15 protein-coding genes, 1 pseudogene and 1 riboswitch are annotated in these 14,792 nt (G+C 53.4%); of the genes and pseudogenes, 14 read left to right on the forward strand and 2 right to left on the reverse strand.

Going from position 1 to position 14,792, the window contains the following annotated elements; all coding sequences use genetic code 11:
• From M0651_RS22995 to M0651_RS23015, 5 genes and pseudogenes are all read left to right on the forward strand, one after another.
• Positions 1 to 208, forward strand: a pseudogene (locus tag M0651_RS22995) (hypothetical protein); the annotation flags it as partial.
• A gap of 613 nt (positions 209 to 821) precedes the next feature.
• Positions 822 to 1,622, forward strand: a complete 801-nt coding sequence (locus M0651_RS23000) for a zinc ribbon domain-containing protein (RefSeq protein ID WP_248554004.1) — start codon at positions 822 to 824, stop codon at positions 1,620 to 1,622.
• Between the two features lie 257 nt (positions 1,623 to 1,879).
• The gene (locus M0651_RS23005) at positions 1,880 to 2,185 is read left to right on the forward strand and encodes a hypothetical protein (protein WP_248554005.1); all 306 of its coding nucleotides are present in this window, start codon (positions 1,880 to 1,882) and stop codon (positions 2,183 to 2,185) included.
• Positions 2,186 to 2,292: 107 nt separating this feature from the next.
• A riboswitch (purine riboswitch) is annotated at positions 2,293 to 2,392 on the forward strand.
• Positions 2,393 to 2,565: 173 nt separating this feature from the next.
• A complete protein-coding gene (locus M0651_RS23010; RefSeq protein ID WP_248554006.1) occupies positions 2,566 to 3,162 on the forward strand; it encodes a xanthine phosphoribosyltransferase in 597 nt (198 codons plus the stop codon).
• A 26-nt stretch (positions 3,163 to 3,188) separates the two neighbouring features.
• The gene (locus M0651_RS23015; RefSeq protein ID WP_248554007.1) at positions 3,189 to 4,559 is read left to right on the forward strand and encodes a nucleobase:cation symporter-2 family protein; all 1,371 of its coding nucleotides are present in this window, start codon (positions 3,189 to 3,191) and stop codon (positions 4,557 to 4,559) included.
• Between the two features lie 37 nt (positions 4,560 to 4,596).
• Here the strand turns inward: M0651_RS23015 and M0651_RS23020 are convergent, their stop codons facing one another.
• The gene (locus tag M0651_RS23020) at positions 4,597 to 4,935 is read right to left on the reverse strand and encodes a DUF4870 domain-containing protein (protein ID WP_248554008.1); all 339 of its coding nucleotides are present in this window, start codon (positions 4,933 to 4,935) and stop codon (positions 4,597 to 4,599) included.
• 59 nt (positions 4,936 to 4,994) lie between these two features.
• The gene (locus M0651_RS23025; RefSeq protein ID WP_248554009.1) at positions 4,995 to 6,161 is read right to left on the reverse strand and encodes an MGDG synthase family glycosyltransferase; all 1,167 of its coding nucleotides are present in this window, start codon (positions 6,159 to 6,161) and stop codon (positions 4,995 to 4,997) included.
• Positions 6,162 to 6,434: 273 nt separating this feature from the next.
• Between M0651_RS23025 and M0651_RS23030 the strand changes: the two genes are divergently transcribed.
• From M0651_RS23030 to M0651_RS23070, 9 genes are all read left to right on the forward strand, one after another.
• Positions 6,435 to 6,623 carry a hypothetical protein gene (locus tag M0651_RS23030; protein ID WP_059042463.1) on the forward strand — a complete coding sequence of 63 codons (189 nt, stop codon included), beginning with the start codon at positions 6,435 to 6,437 and terminating at the stop codon, positions 6,621 to 6,623.
• 142 nt (positions 6,624 to 6,765) lie between these two features.
• Positions 6,766 to 7,521: a type I methionyl aminopeptidase gene (map, locus tag M0651_RS23035; RefSeq protein ID WP_248554010.1), complete on the forward strand. Its 756-nt coding sequence runs from the start codon at positions 6,766 to 6,768 to the stop codon at positions 7,519 to 7,521.
• A gap of 737 nt (positions 7,522 to 8,258) precedes the next feature.
• Positions 8,259 to 9,317, forward strand: a complete 1,059-nt coding sequence (coxB, locus tag M0651_RS23040) for a cytochrome c oxidase subunit II (RefSeq protein WP_248554011.1) — start codon at positions 8,259 to 8,261, stop codon at positions 9,315 to 9,317.
• Between the two features lie 97 nt (positions 9,318 to 9,414).
• The gene (gene ctaD, locus M0651_RS23045; protein WP_248554026.1) at positions 9,415 to 11,265 is read left to right on the forward strand and encodes a cytochrome c oxidase subunit I; all 1,851 of its coding nucleotides are present in this window, start codon (positions 9,415 to 9,417) and stop codon (positions 11,263 to 11,265) included.
• A complete protein-coding gene (locus tag M0651_RS23050) occupies positions 11,262 to 11,888 on the forward strand; it encodes a cytochrome (ubi)quinol oxidase subunit III (protein WP_155607284.1) in 627 nt (208 codons plus the stop codon). The genes ctaD and M0651_RS23050 overlap by 4 nt, the downstream gene beginning before the upstream one ends.
• Positions 11,889 to 11,891: 3 nt before the next feature.
• Entirely contained in the window at positions 11,892 to 12,212 is a 321-nt protein-coding gene (locus M0651_RS23055; protein WP_155607283.1) for a cytochrome C oxidase subunit IV family protein, read from the forward strand.
• Between the two features lie 136 nt (positions 12,213 to 12,348).
• Positions 12,349 to 13,302 (forward strand): cytochrome c oxidase assembly factor CtaG, encoded by a 954-nt coding sequence (gene ctaG, locus M0651_RS23060; protein WP_248554012.1) that lies wholly within the window; start codon positions 12,349 to 12,351, stop codon positions 13,300 to 13,302.
• A gap of 58 nt (positions 13,303 to 13,360) precedes the next feature.
• The gene (locus M0651_RS23065) at positions 13,361 to 13,825 is read left to right on the forward strand and encodes a DUF420 domain-containing protein (protein ID WP_248554013.1); all 465 of its coding nucleotides are present in this window, start codon (positions 13,361 to 13,363) and stop codon (positions 13,823 to 13,825) included.
• 242 nt (positions 13,826 to 14,067) lie between these two features.
• Positions 14,068 to 14,790 carry a hypothetical protein gene (locus M0651_RS23070; RefSeq protein WP_248554014.1) on the forward strand — a complete coding sequence of 241 codons (723 nt, stop codon included), beginning with the start codon at positions 14,068 to 14,070 and terminating at the stop codon, positions 14,788 to 14,790.
• Positions 14,791 to 14,792: the final 2 nt, after the last annotated feature.

Consider the following 14,792-nt stretch of genomic DNA (forward strand, 5'->3'; position numbering starts at 1 on the left):
GCCCGGGCCGGAGTTCCACGACGTCGACGTGGAACTCGGCCCCGCGGGCCCAGCTGCGGCAGGCGCGCCGCCGGGCCCGGACCCGGCGCCGTGGGCTGCGCTGCTGCCCGGCGTGCGGGGGGCGGCGACGGGGCTGTCGCTCGTCGCCGAGCGGGTCATGCAGCGGGCGGAGGAGCTCGCCGCCCCGCTGCGCCGTAAGCCGCGCTGACCTGCCTTGCGCGGTCAGCCGGCCTCTGGCGAGGCCCGGCCCCGCCAGGGCCTTTCTCCGCAAGCTCTCCCTGCCACTGCATGTTCTATTTGCCACCGCAAGCTCTACCTGCCACCTTCAAGCTATGCCTGCCTTCGCAAGCTCTGACAGCCACCACATGCTCTGCCTGTTTCCGCAAGTTCTGCCGGCCACCGCAAGCTCTGCCCGCCTCTGATTCCCTCTCCCGCACGTTGCTGATAGTTCCTGATGTGACTCCCCAACCTGCGAACCTCTGCGTTCGGCTACTTCTTATACTTCTCTCTATGCGTACCTTGGGACACTCCCAGCATTTTGGCGCCTCATGCTCACTTACCCGTTGAAATTGTGCAGTTTCTGCAACATTTCTCCCATGCAGCTGCCAACTGAACGGAATTGTTGCAGGTATAGCAACATTTCCGGTTCTATCTCCGCGTTGATGTCCCATATGTTGTACAAATGACAACAATGCGGTCCCAGATTTGGAGATGTGGCACCAATGGCAAACCGGAGAAGCCGCTTCCTGAGTCGCAGGACGGTTTCACGGGGGTGTAAAATCTGGTATGATAGTGAATATTTCGCGGGGAGGAATCATCTCATGAATATTTTACAACGGCTGAAAGACGGTGCGGGCAAGGTTACCGATCGCGCTCAAAATGTCGTAGAGATCGGTAAACTGAACACCCAAATTTCAAATATCGAACGTGAACTTGGTTTATATTTTCAAAAAATGGGCGAAGTGTTTTACGAGGCTTACCGGAAGAAGGATATGGCCACAGCGGAGAAAGAGATGCTTGAGTTGGCCAAGACCTGTGATCTGCTGACGGAAGAGCGTGACGAGATTCGGTTAAAAATCGCTGAGCTCAAAAATGAACGCTTATGCGGCGCCTGCGGCCGGAACGTGGCGGAGGACGCCTTGTTCTGCCAATACTGCGGCCATAAGCTGGTCAAGGCAAAATCGGCCGTTCCGGCAGAGCTGTTAAAGCCCGCCCCGGAATCGGTTCAGCCGCCAGTTGCGAGCGAGGCGGCAGTCAGCGCCGAGCCGCCCGTCATGGAGCCGATCGCGGTCAACGAGATGGATACGCTGGTGCTTGCCGCTTCCCTGGTTCGCGAGAAGACGGAGCCGCGCGAACCGGCGCAGGTGTTTGAGCCGGAGGAACCGGTGGATCCCGAAGATGAGGAGCGTCGGCAACGTGACTTCGAGCGGGAGCGCAGACGCCAGGAAGAGCTGGATCGGCGCATTCGCAGCTGGGCGCAGAACGCCGCTGCGCCGGAACCTGAGAACCCGGAAGTGGAAGTGGTGATCGGCGGTGTGGCTACCGTCAAATGCCAAATTTGTTCCTCAACGCTGGTGAAGGGCACCAAATGGTGTCCACATTGCGGCTCAGAACAAATTTAACGGTACGTTAGAGCAACCCAACATCAGAAAGTTCATCAGGTTGTCATAAAGTAAACGGCCGCGGGAGTGCACTCATTCGTAGTAATAGATAAGCATGCGGTATTCGCCGGTACGGCGGCCCAGGGGCGAAGCGCTCTGCAGCTGTCGTACCTGTTTCGTTTTTAGCCGTGTATGGGGATGCATCGCTTTGGCGGATGCTCCCGCCTGCGGCGGGGGATGCTATACCGCATAATCCAGTGACTAGGAGCGTGAAGCGCGTGGAATGCATCGTACATTTTGACGTGGTACATAAGGATGAGGTGAAGAGCTTGCGCGGGCTGCTTTTCCTCGATCCCGGGAAGTCTCCATCCGAAAGCGACTTTCTGCAGATGTTCGAAGAGATGGGCTATAAACTTCGTCTGGAGGATCGGCAAAACCTCGTATTCAAGCCGACGGAAGCCGGCGCCGATTACAGTGAGATTCGGGTGCGCCGTCTCGATACGGGGGAGAAGAGCTACAAGGAAGACGGCGAATTGAAATCGCTGCTCACCAATCTTTTACCTAAGGAGTCCAAGCCGCTGTAAGCTGCCATTTACACGCGACAGCCTCGCGTGGTTTTGCAAAGTTTCACGAAACCCTCGAAATTCCTCTTTCTCTTCCCGGGCGGGATGCGTTATACTTCTAGCATTGTGTACTAAATCTATGAATTTTCCGTATAGGTGCAGGAATTGGCCTGCATGTCTCTACCTGATCACCGGAATGATCGGACTACGGGAAGTATCGCTGTGCATAAGCCCGGGAAGCAAGGTTTCAGGATGGTTACCGCCTGATGGTCTGGTTTCGCTTTTTTCTTCGGGCTCGCATCGGCTGCTTTCTATCTACATGTCCATTTCCGTTCAGGGAATGGGCTTTTTTGCGTTTGACTCATATTTAGAAATCGTCGATTTGGAGAGGGGACAACAGGATGAAATTGCTGAAGGACAAAGTGATGGCGGAAGGGATCGTGCTGGGGAACCAGGTGTTGAAGGTGGATTCGTTTCTCAACCATCAAATGGACCCGGTGCTGATGAAGGAGATGGGGGCTGAGTTCGCCCGGCGATTTGCCGGTGAGGGCATCACGAAGGTGCTGACGATCGAATCCTCGGGGATTGCCCCGGCGATTATGACGGCACTGGAGTTGAACGTGCCGATGATCTTTGCCCGCAAGCATCAGTCGCTGACGTTGAAGGACAACATTTTTGTGGAAAAAGTCTACTCGTTCACCAAACGGGAAACGAACGAAATCACCGTATCGAAAAAGTTTCTGCGTGCGGATGACCGGGTTCTGATCGTGGATGACTTCTTGGCAAACGGCGAGGCGGCCTTCGGATTGGCCCGCATCGTGGAGAAAGCCGGGGCTGCTATCGCCGGCATCGGAATCGTTATTGAGAAGTCGTTCCAGCCCGGAGCCCGGTTGCTTACGGAAGCAGGATACCGCGTTGAATCGCTCGTTCGAATTGCTTCGCTGGAAGACGGCGCGGTTGCTTTTGTGGAGGATGCACCTATTCATTCATGCGATTAACTAATCACCTGGGGAGGGTTAGACCAATGGAACGCGAACGAATATTTCAGAAACATCGTCATCCGATCAAAACCTTATCGCTCGGCCTGCAGCATGTGCTGGCGATGTATGCCGGAGCGGTTATCGTGCCGCTGATTGTCGGCGGAGCGTTAAATTTCACGGCGCAGCAGCTAACTTATCTGATCGCCATCGACCTGTTGGCCTGCGGCGTCGCCACGCTGCTCCAGGTGTGGGGGAACCGCTGGTTTGGCATCGGCCTCCCGGTCATGCTGGGTTGTGCCTTTCAGGCCGTATCGCCGATGATCGCCATCGGATTGACGGACGGCGCGGGGGTCTCCGCGATTTACGGCGCGATTATCGCCTCTGGGCTGTTCGTCTTCCTGTTCGCCGGATTGTTCGGCAAATTGATCGCATTATTTCCGCCGGTCGTCACCGGTTCTGTCGTCACGATTATCGGGGTCACGTTGATCCCGGTAGCGATCTCCGATCTTGGCGGGGGCAGTCCGGGTGAGAATCCCAACTTCGGGAGTCCGCTCAACCTTGCGCTTGGCTTCGGGGTGCTGCTGTTCGTTATTCTGATGAACCGCTTCGCTAAAGGTTTTCCGCGTTCGATCTCGGTTCTGCTGGGACTCATCGCCGGTACGCTGGTGGCGGCGCTCGCCGGCAAGGTGGACTTGACGCCGCTGAAAGAAGCCAGCTGGTTTCATGCGGTTCAGCCATTTTATTTCGGTAAACCGACGTTTCACGCCTCTGCGATCCTAACCATGATACTGGTGGCGATCGTCAGCGTTGCGGAATCAACCGGCGTGTTTATGGCCCTTGGGAAGATCGTGGGCAAGGAGATTACGGATAAGGATTTGACGCGGGGGTACCGGGCGGAAGGGCTTGCGATCATGCTCGGGGGGATATTTAATTCGTTCCCGTATACGACGTATTCCCAAAATGTCGGGCTTGTCCAAATGAGCCGAGTGAAAACTCGGGACGTAATTGTTGTGGCCGGCTCGCTGCTCATCCTGATCGGCTTCGTGCCGAAGATCGCTGCCCTGACGCAGTTGGTGCCGACGTCTGTGCTCGGCGGAGCGATGATCGCATTGTTTGGACTCGTCTTATCCTCCGGCATCCGGATGTTGGGCGACCAGGTGGATTTGAACCGGCATGAGAACCTGCTGATCATCGCTTGCTCCGTCGGCATGGGACTGGGTGTGACTGTGATGCCCGAGCTGTTTGACCGGCTGCCGGTCGCGCTGCGGATCCTCGTAGACAACGGGATCGTCGCGGGCAGCTTTACGGCGATCGTGATGAATTTGCTGTTTAACGGTTTGGGTGGTAAACGTAAAGTTGTTTCAACCGAAATTGAAGAAGCTGATTCTAACGAGACGGCTACAGCTACGGCATAAGCCATCGGCGACTTACGGGCCTTTAGCTTTGCACAATCTACATCCGTTGCAACTGCTTCTCCGCCAGCTCACCGATCCAAGGCAGCTTTAGCCATTTGCCTTGGAGCGTAGCCAGCATCAACACGACCCAAAGCGTCACGCCTAGCAGGGTCAGAAGCAGATTGACGACGATGCCGATGACCGGCAAGAAACCGGACAAGGCGTGGGCCAGCATCAAGCCGCCAAACAGCATGACCGATTGCAGGGCGTGGAACAGCACAAAACGGCTGCGCCGCTCCAGTGCGAGAAAAACGACGCCGCCGACAAACGCGAACAGGTAACACAGGAAGCCGGCGACGTTTTCGTAGAGGCCGGTGGATGATTTGAAAGGGGACATAAGGACATTACCTTCTTTCGGGAGAGGATTGTCTTACCCTAAATGTATGACGAGCCCTCTCACGTAAGAACCAGCTCGGCCCGCTTGGGCGCGAACCACTGCTGTAATAAATCCTCTGCGATGACCTCCGCGGCTTCGGGCCGGCGGAGGTTCTCGATTTTCTGGCGAATCTCGGTTAATCGCGATTCGTCCCCAAAGAGTTCGTCGATTTCCTGGGCCAACTCCGCGGGGGTGCGGGAGATGCTGGCTACCCCCTTTTGTGCCAGATAACGTGCGTTATTAAGCTCCTGCCCGGGAACGGGACGATAGATAAACATCGGCAACTTACAAGCCAACGCTTCGGACAAAGTAATCCCGCCGGGCTTGGTCACGATGCAATCGCTGCTTCGCATCAACTCGGCCACTTGTTCGACGTATCCCATAAGGTGCACGTCCGGATGGGGGCGGAGTTGCTCCTGAAGCCCCCGGTATAGCTCGCGGTTCCGCCCGCAAACAGCAATGATGCGGTATCGTCCGAGCGCAAGCAATCGTTCGATAACTTCTCGTACACCTTGCATGGACCCGTAGGCTCCCGCCATCAGCAGAACGGTGAGTTTGCCGACGGAACTCTCTGAGACAAGTCCTTGAAGGAACTCTGGGAGGAATCCGTCGCTCGGCTTAGAGTGGCGGGCAAATTCTGGTTTTACCGGAATTCCGCTAACCCGAATACGGTCTTCGGGAATCCCACGATTCATCATCTCAGCCTTCATGTCGTCAGTCGCTACGTAGTAACGGTCAACCCCTGCGTGAATCCATCGTCCGTGGAGGTCGAAGTCGGTTACGATGTTGGCGAGCGGTAACGACTGACCGGTCTTCTTCAACAGTCGGGGCAACGCTAATTGGGGAAAGGTATGGATAATAAGGTCGGGCCTTGTTTCTCTGAGTGTTTGTTGCAGCTTGTTAGCCCCAAAAGAATTGATCACCTCGAGAAGCGGCGCTTCTTGCGGAAGTTCTTTGGTAGCGTTATAGACCCAGCCGTAGAGACTGGGAATCGTCTTGAAGCTTTGCATATACACGAACCTCGTGAGTCCGTTAATCAGCGGATGCGCCTCCGCCATTAAATCAAGCAGCATCACATCCGTCACGCCTCTGCTCCGCAAGCTGGCTTCGACCGCTTTGGAGGCTTGGTAATGCCCATCCCCGTAGCTGGCATATAAAATGATAATTTTTGGAGGCAGGGAAGTCATGAGATATCACTCCTCTTCAAGGTCCAATCGATAACAAACGAGATGCGTGTAGTTTGCCCGCTCCTCTCGTATATAAATATGATTCAGGGAGCGGATAAAAAATGTACGATTGGAAGAAAGCTGAAACCTCATCCTGAATATGTTACAATAAGGGAATAGGAGGAGTCATTCCATACAACTGAATAGCCGGCACGACTTCATGATTGTGAACTTACACTTTTCGGCATCGCAAAATCGGAGCATCTACCTTAAGCGTTCTGGGAGGGAATCACTATGGCAACGAAAGGTCATGACGAAGTGAAAGAAAGTTTACGGGAAATGACCCGAATCTTCAAACCGAAGGATCCGAAGAAGTTCGTGAAAGAATATGTCCGCAAGTATCGTATTATGGGCGGCTATGAAGAGGAATTGACCCACCTGGTTGAGCATGAGCTCGGGAAATTGGATTCGTCCGTTTCCTGATCTATTTGAATGTTAGCATATCGCCGTTCCGTCGCCTTGGGCGTTCGGGGCGGTTTTTTTCGTCCGTTCCCACATATATTAATGAAACAGGCGGAAACTCACGAAATCAATCGTCGGACGGCAGCGGGAGGAGAACCGGAGCATGAAGGTACGTTTGAAAACAAAAGAGGACATTGAGCGGATCCGCGAGGCGGGCCGGATATTGGCCGAATGCCACCGCGAAATTGCCAAATTGATAGGGCCGGGAATCACAACCTTGGAGATCGACGCCTTTGTGGAGTCGTTTCTGGAGAAGCGGGGAGCCACGGCGGAGCAGAAGGGATACCACGGATTTCCGTTCGCAACCTGCGCGTCGATCAATGATGTGGTTTGCCACGGGTTCCCGGGGAATCACAAGCTGGTGGCGGGGGATATTGTGACAATCGACATCGTTGTGGGCAAAAATGGCTGGATGGCCGACTCCGGCTGGTCTTACCGGATCGGGCAGGTGAGCGAGGAGGCGGAGAAGCTGCTCACGAACACTGAGCAAGCCTTGTTGGCCGGAATCGCTGAGGCTGTCCCCGGCAAGAAGATCGGTGACATCGGTTATGCGGTGCAGCGTGTGGCGCAGGCGGCGAGCATCGGCATCGTCAAGCCGCTGATCGGCCACGGTATCGGCCGGGCGATGCACGAGGCGCCGGACGTGCCGAACTTTGGCCGGCCGCGCAGCGGGGTAACGCTGCAACCGGGCATGGTCATCACGATCGAGCCGATCTTTACCGGCGGAGACACCGGCGCCGTGTTGTGGGAGGATGACGGGTGGACGATCCGCACCGCGGACGGCAGCATGGGAGCGCATTATGAACACACGCTGGCGATCACGGAGGACGGACCGCTGGTGTTGACGAATGGACAATAGGTGTCAAAAGAGAGAGCGCACAGCGCTCTCTTTTTTCATAAGATTCTAACGGAACTCAGAGCCGTTATTTGTGCGGTTTATGGGTTTCCCGATGTCTTACGGAACCAGGAGACCTTATTTGGGGAGAACGAGGCTAAAACGCTGCGATATGAGCCCGATAAGGTCGCTGAGTTCCGTTACAGCGGGAAATAGTCGGGAAATGAGTAAATAAGGTCACTACGTTCCGTTAGAGTGTTGAAAGAGTTGCAGCATGCTATCCTTGGCATCACACCAACCGCAGTGCAGCAATATCCCCGCAGCACCAGGCCAACTACCAGCACCATTTCACCCTCCAGTATCCCCTCTGAGCACCTCAACACACCGCCCTCCAGCAATATAAAGGTGATTTTTTCTTCCATGGAGATGAAATAAAGTTTGAAGAAATGTCAAAAATGAAGCAGAGCGAGGAATCGTCACAATTCGCCGGGAAATGTTCAAAATTGGCAGCCTTTTCAGTCGGTGTCGAACCCGGGAAAACGTTCACAAAACCTTTTGTGGTGCGGCTTTTCGGATATTTGAACAATTTGTGAACTGCCCCTGAATCATTGACAAAAGAGGGGTTCGATCATATATTTAATAGGTGATTGTTGTAATTGACAGGAATGTAGTTTCCGTGATAGACAGGTAGATTTTCGAGCTGCTTAGGCTAGGAATCTCTGTGATGCTGCGGAAGAAAACGTAAGAAGTGGGGTAGATGAATGATGAAACCGTGGAAGGCTGTTAAGCGGCTGGTACCTATGTTTGCCATGCTAGCGCTCCTCTTGTCCGCATGCGGCCGCGAAGACCTGTCCGTGCTTAGACCGCAGGGTCCGGTAGCCGAGGGTCAACTTGGACTAATTAAACTGTCGATTACGATCATGGTGGTCGTTATGCTGATCGTATTCGGGATTGCCGCTTACGTGTGGGTTAAGTACCGCCGCAAGCCGGGTCAAACGGATATTCCGAAGCAAGTTGAAGGCAACCATAAGCTGGAGATCATCTGGACGGCCATTCCGCTGGTCCTGGTCTTGATTCTGGCGGTTGCAACGGTGCAGAAGGTATTTGCCTTTGGCGAGGATTATTCGAAGGATGCAAATGCGGTAAAAGTTAAAGTGACTTCGCATTTGTTCTGGTGGGAGTTCACTTATCCGGAGTACGGAATTACGACGGCTCAGGATATGATTATTCCTACAGGTAAGAAAATTGCGCTTGAGCTGAAGACAGCTGACGTGCTGCACTCCTTCTGGGTGCCTTCGCTCGGGGGTAAAACGGATACGAATACGGACGGAACGATCAACAAGGCTTGGCTGGAAGCCACGAACGAAGGGGTTTACCTCGGTAAATGCGCCGAGCTGTGCGGGAAATCCCACGCCTTCATGGAATTCAAAGTCAAGGCGGTTAGCCAAGATTCCTTCGACGCTTGGGTAGAAGCGATGAAGGCGCCGGTGCAAACGATTCAAGATCCGGCTGTGGCCGAAGTATTTAAAACGCAATGCTTAAGCTGCCACGCCGTGGGCGACCAAGGCGGACCGATCGGACCTAACCTGACGGGAATTGGCAGCAGAGAGACGGTAGCGAGCATTTTACATAATGCTGAAGCATCCGGCAAACCGATCGACGGCAAACCGGTCAAGGATAATTTGGTGGAGTGGCTGACGGATCCGCAGAAGGTGAAACCGGGCAATAAGATGCCAAGTCCGAAGGAAGATCTTGGACTAACGGATGCGGATATCGAAGCGATCGCCGACTACTTGGCAAACAGCAAATTATCTTATTAATCTTGCGTGTCACTAGGACGGCAGGGATGGATAGGAATTAATAGAGGGGGTACAAACCTTGGCTCATGCTCACACTGTCAAGCGGCACAAGGGGTTAATGGACTGGTTGACGACGGTCGATCACAAGAAAATCGCCATTTTGTATTTAGTGGCGGGCGGCTTCTTCTTTGGAATCGGCGGTATCGAAGCATTGCTGATCCGCGTGCAGCTGGCAAAACCGATGAATAGTTTTGTAACGGCACAGCAATTTAACGAATTAATCACAATGCACGGCACTACGATGATTTTCCTTGGCGTTATGCCGGTCATCTTTGCCCTGATGAACGCGGTGATTCCGCTGCAAATCGGGGCCCGGGACGTGGCGTTTCCTTTTCTGAACGCCCTTGGGTTCTGGACGTTCCTGTTCGGCGGCTTGCTGCTGAACCTCAGCTGGATCATGGGCGGCGCGCCGGATGCCGGTTGGACTTCATACACGCCGCTGTCGTCAACGACGTACAGCTTGACACACGGCGTCGACTTCTATACGATCGGCCTGCAGATTGCCGGCCTCGGGACACTGATCGGCGGCATTAACTTCCTGGCGACGATCATCACGATGCGTGCGCCGGGGATGTCCTTTATGCGGATGCCGATGTTCACCTGGACGTCGTTCGTCACGTCTGCGATGATCCTGTTCGCTTTTCCGGCGATCACGGTCGGATTGGTGCTACTAACGTTCGACCGGATTCTTGGCGCAAACTTCTTTAATGTAGAAAGCGGCGGTAACCCGGTGTTGTGGCAGCATATTTTCTGGATCTTCGGTCACCCCGAAGTTTACATTTTGATTTTGCCGGCGTTTGGGGTCATCTCCGAGGTAGTAAGTACGTTCTCGCGTAAGCGCCTGTTCGGTTATAGCTCGATGGTATTCGCCACGATTCTGATCGCCTTCCTTGGCTTCATGGTTTGGGCGCACCATATGTTTACGACAGGGATGGGGCCGGTGGCCAATGCGCTGTTCTCCATCGCTACGATGCTGATCGCCGTTCCGACGGGGATCAAAATCTTCAACTGGCTGTTCACGATGTGGGGCGGACAAATCCGCTTTACGACGGCAAACCTGTTCGCTTCCGGGTTTATTCCGACCTTCGTTATGGGCGGGGTTACCGGGGTCATGCTGGCTTCGGCGCCGGCGGACTACCAATATCATGATACTTATTTCGTCGTAGCGCACTTCCACTATGTTATTGTAGGCGGTTTGGTGCTCGGCTTGTTTGCTGGATTACATTATTGGTGGCCGAAGATGTTCGGTCGCATGCTGGATGAAAAACTCGGGAAATGGGAGTTCTGGTTCTTTATCATCGGTTTCCACATGACGTTCTTCGTGCAGCATTTCCTCGGTTTGATCGGGATGCAGCGCCGCGTCTTTACGTATTTGCCGAATCAGGGCTTTGATCTGATGAACCTGGTCAGTACGATCGGTGCATTCCTGATGGGCGTTGGCGTCATCTTGTTCCTGGTGAATATCGCGATCACGGCGAGAAAACCCGTTGGCGTTCCGGGCGATGCTTGGGAAGACGGACGTACGCTGGAATGGGCGATTGCCTCGCCGCCGGAAGAGTATAACTTCAAGCAAATTCCACTTGTACGCGGTATCGATGCGTTCTGGAAAGAGAAGATGGCGGGGAACAAGGAAATGACGCCGGCGGAGCCGGTCGGACCGATTCATATGCCTTCGCCAACGATTCTTCCTTTCATCATGTCGGTTGGCTTGTTCATCGCCGGTCTGGGCTTTATGTTCACCAACGATGATTTTGGCAACGGTCTGATGAACTTCCTCTTCAATAACTATATTGTCGTCGGGATCGGCCTGGCGATCACGTTCCTGTGTATGCTGCTCCGCTCGTTGTATGACGATCACGGCTGGCATATTGAACCAGAGGAACTGAATGGGAAGGGGGTCAAAGCATGAGTACGCCAAACACATCGCATGTAACCGGCACGTTACCGCATGAACCGGAGAAGGCGACTCTGGAAGGCCGTAATAAAATTTTGGGCTTCTGGTTGTTCCTTGGAGGCGAGGCCGTCCTGTTCGGTACTTTGTTTGCGACCTTCCTGACGTTGCGGAACCAAATCGCCGATGGACCGTCTGCAAGTGAGTTGTTTAACTTGCCGATGACCGCCGCTGCGACCTTTATCCTCTTGGTCAGCAGTTTAACGAGTGTATTCGCCATCCAGGCGATGCATCGCGGTGACAAGGGCAAGCTGGCAGGTTGGTTAGGTGTAACCGTCCTGCTCGGCCTCGCGTTCCTTGTCCTGGAGATTTATGAGTTTGCTGAGTACGTGCTTCATGAAGAGTACGGAATGACGACAAGTGCCTTCAGTTCGGCTTTCTACACGTTAGTCGGTTTCCACGGAGCGCACGTGTTATTCGGGATTTTGTGGATTTCTCTGCTCATCGGGCAACTCTTTAAGAAGGGCTTGAACGTTGTCACGGCACCTAAGGTTTATGTGTCGGCCATTTACTGGCATTTCATCGACGTTGTCTGGGTGTTCATTTTCACGGTTGTCTACCTGCTCGGAAAGGTGGTCTAACGGATGGTTAATCAGGAATCGAACGGTTCGCCAGCGGTAAAACATCGCCAGCGGCATGAAGGTCCGGAGAAGCATATCATCGCGTTTATATTCTCCATCGTCCTAACCTTAATCGCTTTCGCAGCGGTTGCGGCAGGCGGGGTGAACACCGCTTTTACCGTCATTTTGCTGCTCGTGATGGCGGTGTTGCAGGTGCTGATTCAACTGGGTTATTGGATGCATATGAAGGATAAGGGGCATTTGATCCCGATTATCTTCATGGCGGGCGGATTTTTCGTCGCATTTACCGCGATTATTGCCGCGTTATATTGGATGTGGTGGTAAGCGAAGAACTGGATATCTATAGGAACAAAGCAGAAACGGTACCGCCCCTTTGGGGCGCTGTCACCGTTTTTGTCGTATTTGCAGGCTTGTTCACAATTTGGACAGAACTGACGGCGCTACGGAAGGAGGGTTTGCCGTGCTGGGATTAGAATATTTTACATTTACGGCGGTTTGGAGTCCGGTATTCTTGGCCTTGATGCTAATGGTTACAGGCGGGTACTTCGTCTTGATCGGGCCGGGCAGTGATCGATGGGCGAAGGGGGATTCTCACGTTTCGGTAGGACGGAAGCTGTTGTTCGTTACCGGGATAGTGTTGCTCTACCTGGCTCAAGGAGGTCCGGTGGAACTGCTGGGCCACATGATGTTCAGCTTTCACATGCTCAGCATGGCGTTGTCCTATCTGCTGGCGCCGCCGTTATTAATGCTGGGACTGCCGCCTTGGGTTTGGCGGCGAGTGACCACTTACCTGGCCGGGAGCCCGCTGAGTAAGTTGAAGGTGTTTGCTCGTCCGGTCGTAGCGGCTGTGGTATTTAACGGGTTATTTTCGTTTTACCATCTGCCGGTCGTGCATGATTATGTCATGCTTCATTTCGGGATACATCGCTTGTATTACATTGTCTTATTTGTCGCCGCGGTGCTCATGTGGTGGACGTTGGTCAACCCGCTGCCGGAACGGGCCGGCGTTCAGGGGCTCAAGAAGATGGGGTTTATCTTCCTCAATATGGTTCTGTTGACGCCGGCCTGCGGACTGATCATCTTTGCCGATGAACCGCTGTACGCGACGTACAGCGATCCTGCGGTCTGGGCGAGGGCAATGGGCTACTGCGTGGCTGGCGATCCGGCGATGCTACTCCGCCAATTTGGCGGTCCCGAGTCCTTCGGCTACCTGCAGCCGGACATTGATCAGCAGGTGGGAGGGATCCTGATGAAATTTATTCAGGAGTTCATCTTTGCGTCGATGTTGGCTTATGTATTCTTCCAGTGGTACAAGCAAGAGAACCGGGAGAACGACGAAGAAGAGGAAAGGTTAGGGATGGCGCGACCGAATGATCCACTAAATCCGCCGCTGCCCCCGCAAGCTGGGCCGTGACATTACGGGGCCAGGGCACACGCTCACAAAATGAGGTCTATGTTTAGGAGGATGCAAATTGGATCTGTTCACGTTATTTCCGACGCTAAGCACATCATTTATCGTCATTAGTGCGGTGCTGGTTGCGATCGGTTGGGGGTTAATCATCAAAGGAAAACGAGAAGCCCACAAAAAGACGATGATCGCTGCGGCGGCGGCGGCATTGCTGTTCTTTGTGATCTATATGTCGCGGACCGTATTTATCGGCAATACGTCGTGGGGCGGACCGGACAACCTGAAAGGGTATTATCAAACGTTTCTTGTTTTCCATATCGTTCTGGCAACCGTTGCGGCTGTATTCGGTATCACTACGTTAGTGTTAGGCTTTAAGGCAAAATACGCCAAACACCGCAAATGGGGTCGGGTGACCTCAGTTATTTGGTTCTGTACGGCCATTACCGGTGTAGCTGTGTATGTGCTGCTGTACTTAATGTATCCAGGCGGACATACGAAGCCGGTGTGGGAAGTTATATTGGGAGCTTAGGGTAGGCTAGACTAGCGGAAAACTGTATTTGATCGTAAGGCTGAAAGTGCCAATGGCGGATTCTTGAGGAATCGCGCCGTTGGTGCTTTTTTTTTATTATTCGAGGAATAAGTTGACAGAGGCAAGCACAGTGATTATACTGTGTATAAAGATATAAACAGTAAGCACAGTGATTATTAAATCCCATCAGCGAATGAGAGAAACCAGCTGAATGCGAAGGGGTTGAAAAGAGGTTGATCGACTTGGACAGTTGGAAAGACGCGTGGTTCATCTTCAAAAAGGATTTTCGAAATGATCGATTGTTTCTGATCTGGAACGTCATCTTCATGCTCTATGTCGCGCTGATGCTCGGCTCCTTGGTGGGGGCTCGGGAAGAAACGGATTATATTATGAATCCGATGAGCGACTTCCTGATGCTGATGATGGTTCCGTTCACGGGATTCTTCTTTACCCGCCGATCATTTAACTACATTAAGGAAGATTCGTATACCCAGATGCTTCGTTACTATCGCGTATTGCCAATTCCCCTGAAGACTGTGATACGAAGCCGACTGATCCAGTTAGGCGCAGCGATGTTGCTGAACGGCATCTTGTTCTACGGGAGCCTCTATCTTGTAACCTACCTGATGAATGGCAGTGGGATGGGGCTGGGGCCGTACCTGGGGTTTTGCTTCACTTGGATGGGCTACGGGTTATTGATTAATGGATTGTTCATCTACTTCGAGCTTCTGATGAAAGGCAAAGTGTATTTATGGTTAACGTTCCTTATCATGCTGGTGCTTGGTGTAGTCGCATTCGTTACGAATTGGCAAGGCGGGAACTTATTCTCATTCACCTTGGATAACTCCCGGCGTTACGTCCTCCTGTCGCCATTGATGTGGGGATCCCTAATCGGAGGGGGGCTGGGATTGGCTCTCCTGTGCTCGGTGACGTTACGAAGATTGACGAAGAGGGATTTGGCCTAACG

It is taken from the genome of Paenibacillus mellifer (assembly GCF_023195895.1).
GTDB lineage: Bacteria > Bacillota > Bacilli > Paenibacillales > Paenibacillaceae > Fontibacillus > Fontibacillus mellifer.

Bases quoted from the DNA above. Each gene is read 5' to 3' on its own strand.
- M0651_RS23025 (WP_248554009.1), bottom strand. From the start codon at position 6,161: ATGACTTCCCTGCCTCCAAAAATTATCATTTTATATGCCAGCTACGGG.
- M0651_RS23015 (WP_248554007.1), top strand. From the start codon at position 3,189: ATGGAACGCGAACGAATATTTCAGAAACATCGTCATCCGATCAAAACC.
- M0651_RS23050 (WP_155607284.1), top strand. From the start codon at position 11,262: ATGAGTACGCCAAACACATCGCATGTAACCGGCACGTTACCGCATGAA.
- coxB (WP_248554011.1), top strand. From the start codon at position 8,259: ATGATGAAACCGTGGAAGGCTGTTAAGCGGCTGGTACCTATGTTTGCC.
- M0651_RS23030 (WP_059042463.1), top strand. From the start codon at position 6,435: ATGGCAACGAAAGGTCATGACGAAGTGAAAGAAAGTTTACGGGAAATG.
- ctaD (WP_248554026.1), top strand. From the start codon at position 9,415: ATGGACTGGTTGACGACGGTCGATCACAAGAAAATCGCCATTTTGTAT.
- M0651_RS23020 (WP_248554008.1), bottom strand. From the start codon at position 4,935: ATGTCCCCTTTCAAATCATCCACCGGCCTCTACGAAAACGTCGCCGGC.
- M0651_RS23010 (WP_248554006.1), top strand. From the start codon at position 2,566: ATGAAATTGCTGAAGGACAAAGTGATGGCGGAAGGGATCGTGCTGGGG.
- M0651_RS23055 (WP_155607283.1), top strand. From the start codon at position 11,892: ATGGTTAATCAGGAATCGAACGGTTCGCCAGCGGTAAAACATCGCCAG.
- map (WP_248554010.1), top strand. From the start codon at position 6,766: ATGAAGGTACGTTTGAAAACAAAAGAGGACATTGAGCGGATCCGCGAG.
- M0651_RS23000 (WP_248554004.1), top strand. From the start codon at position 822: ATGAATATTTTACAACGGCTGAAAGACGGTGCGGGCAAGGTTACCGAT.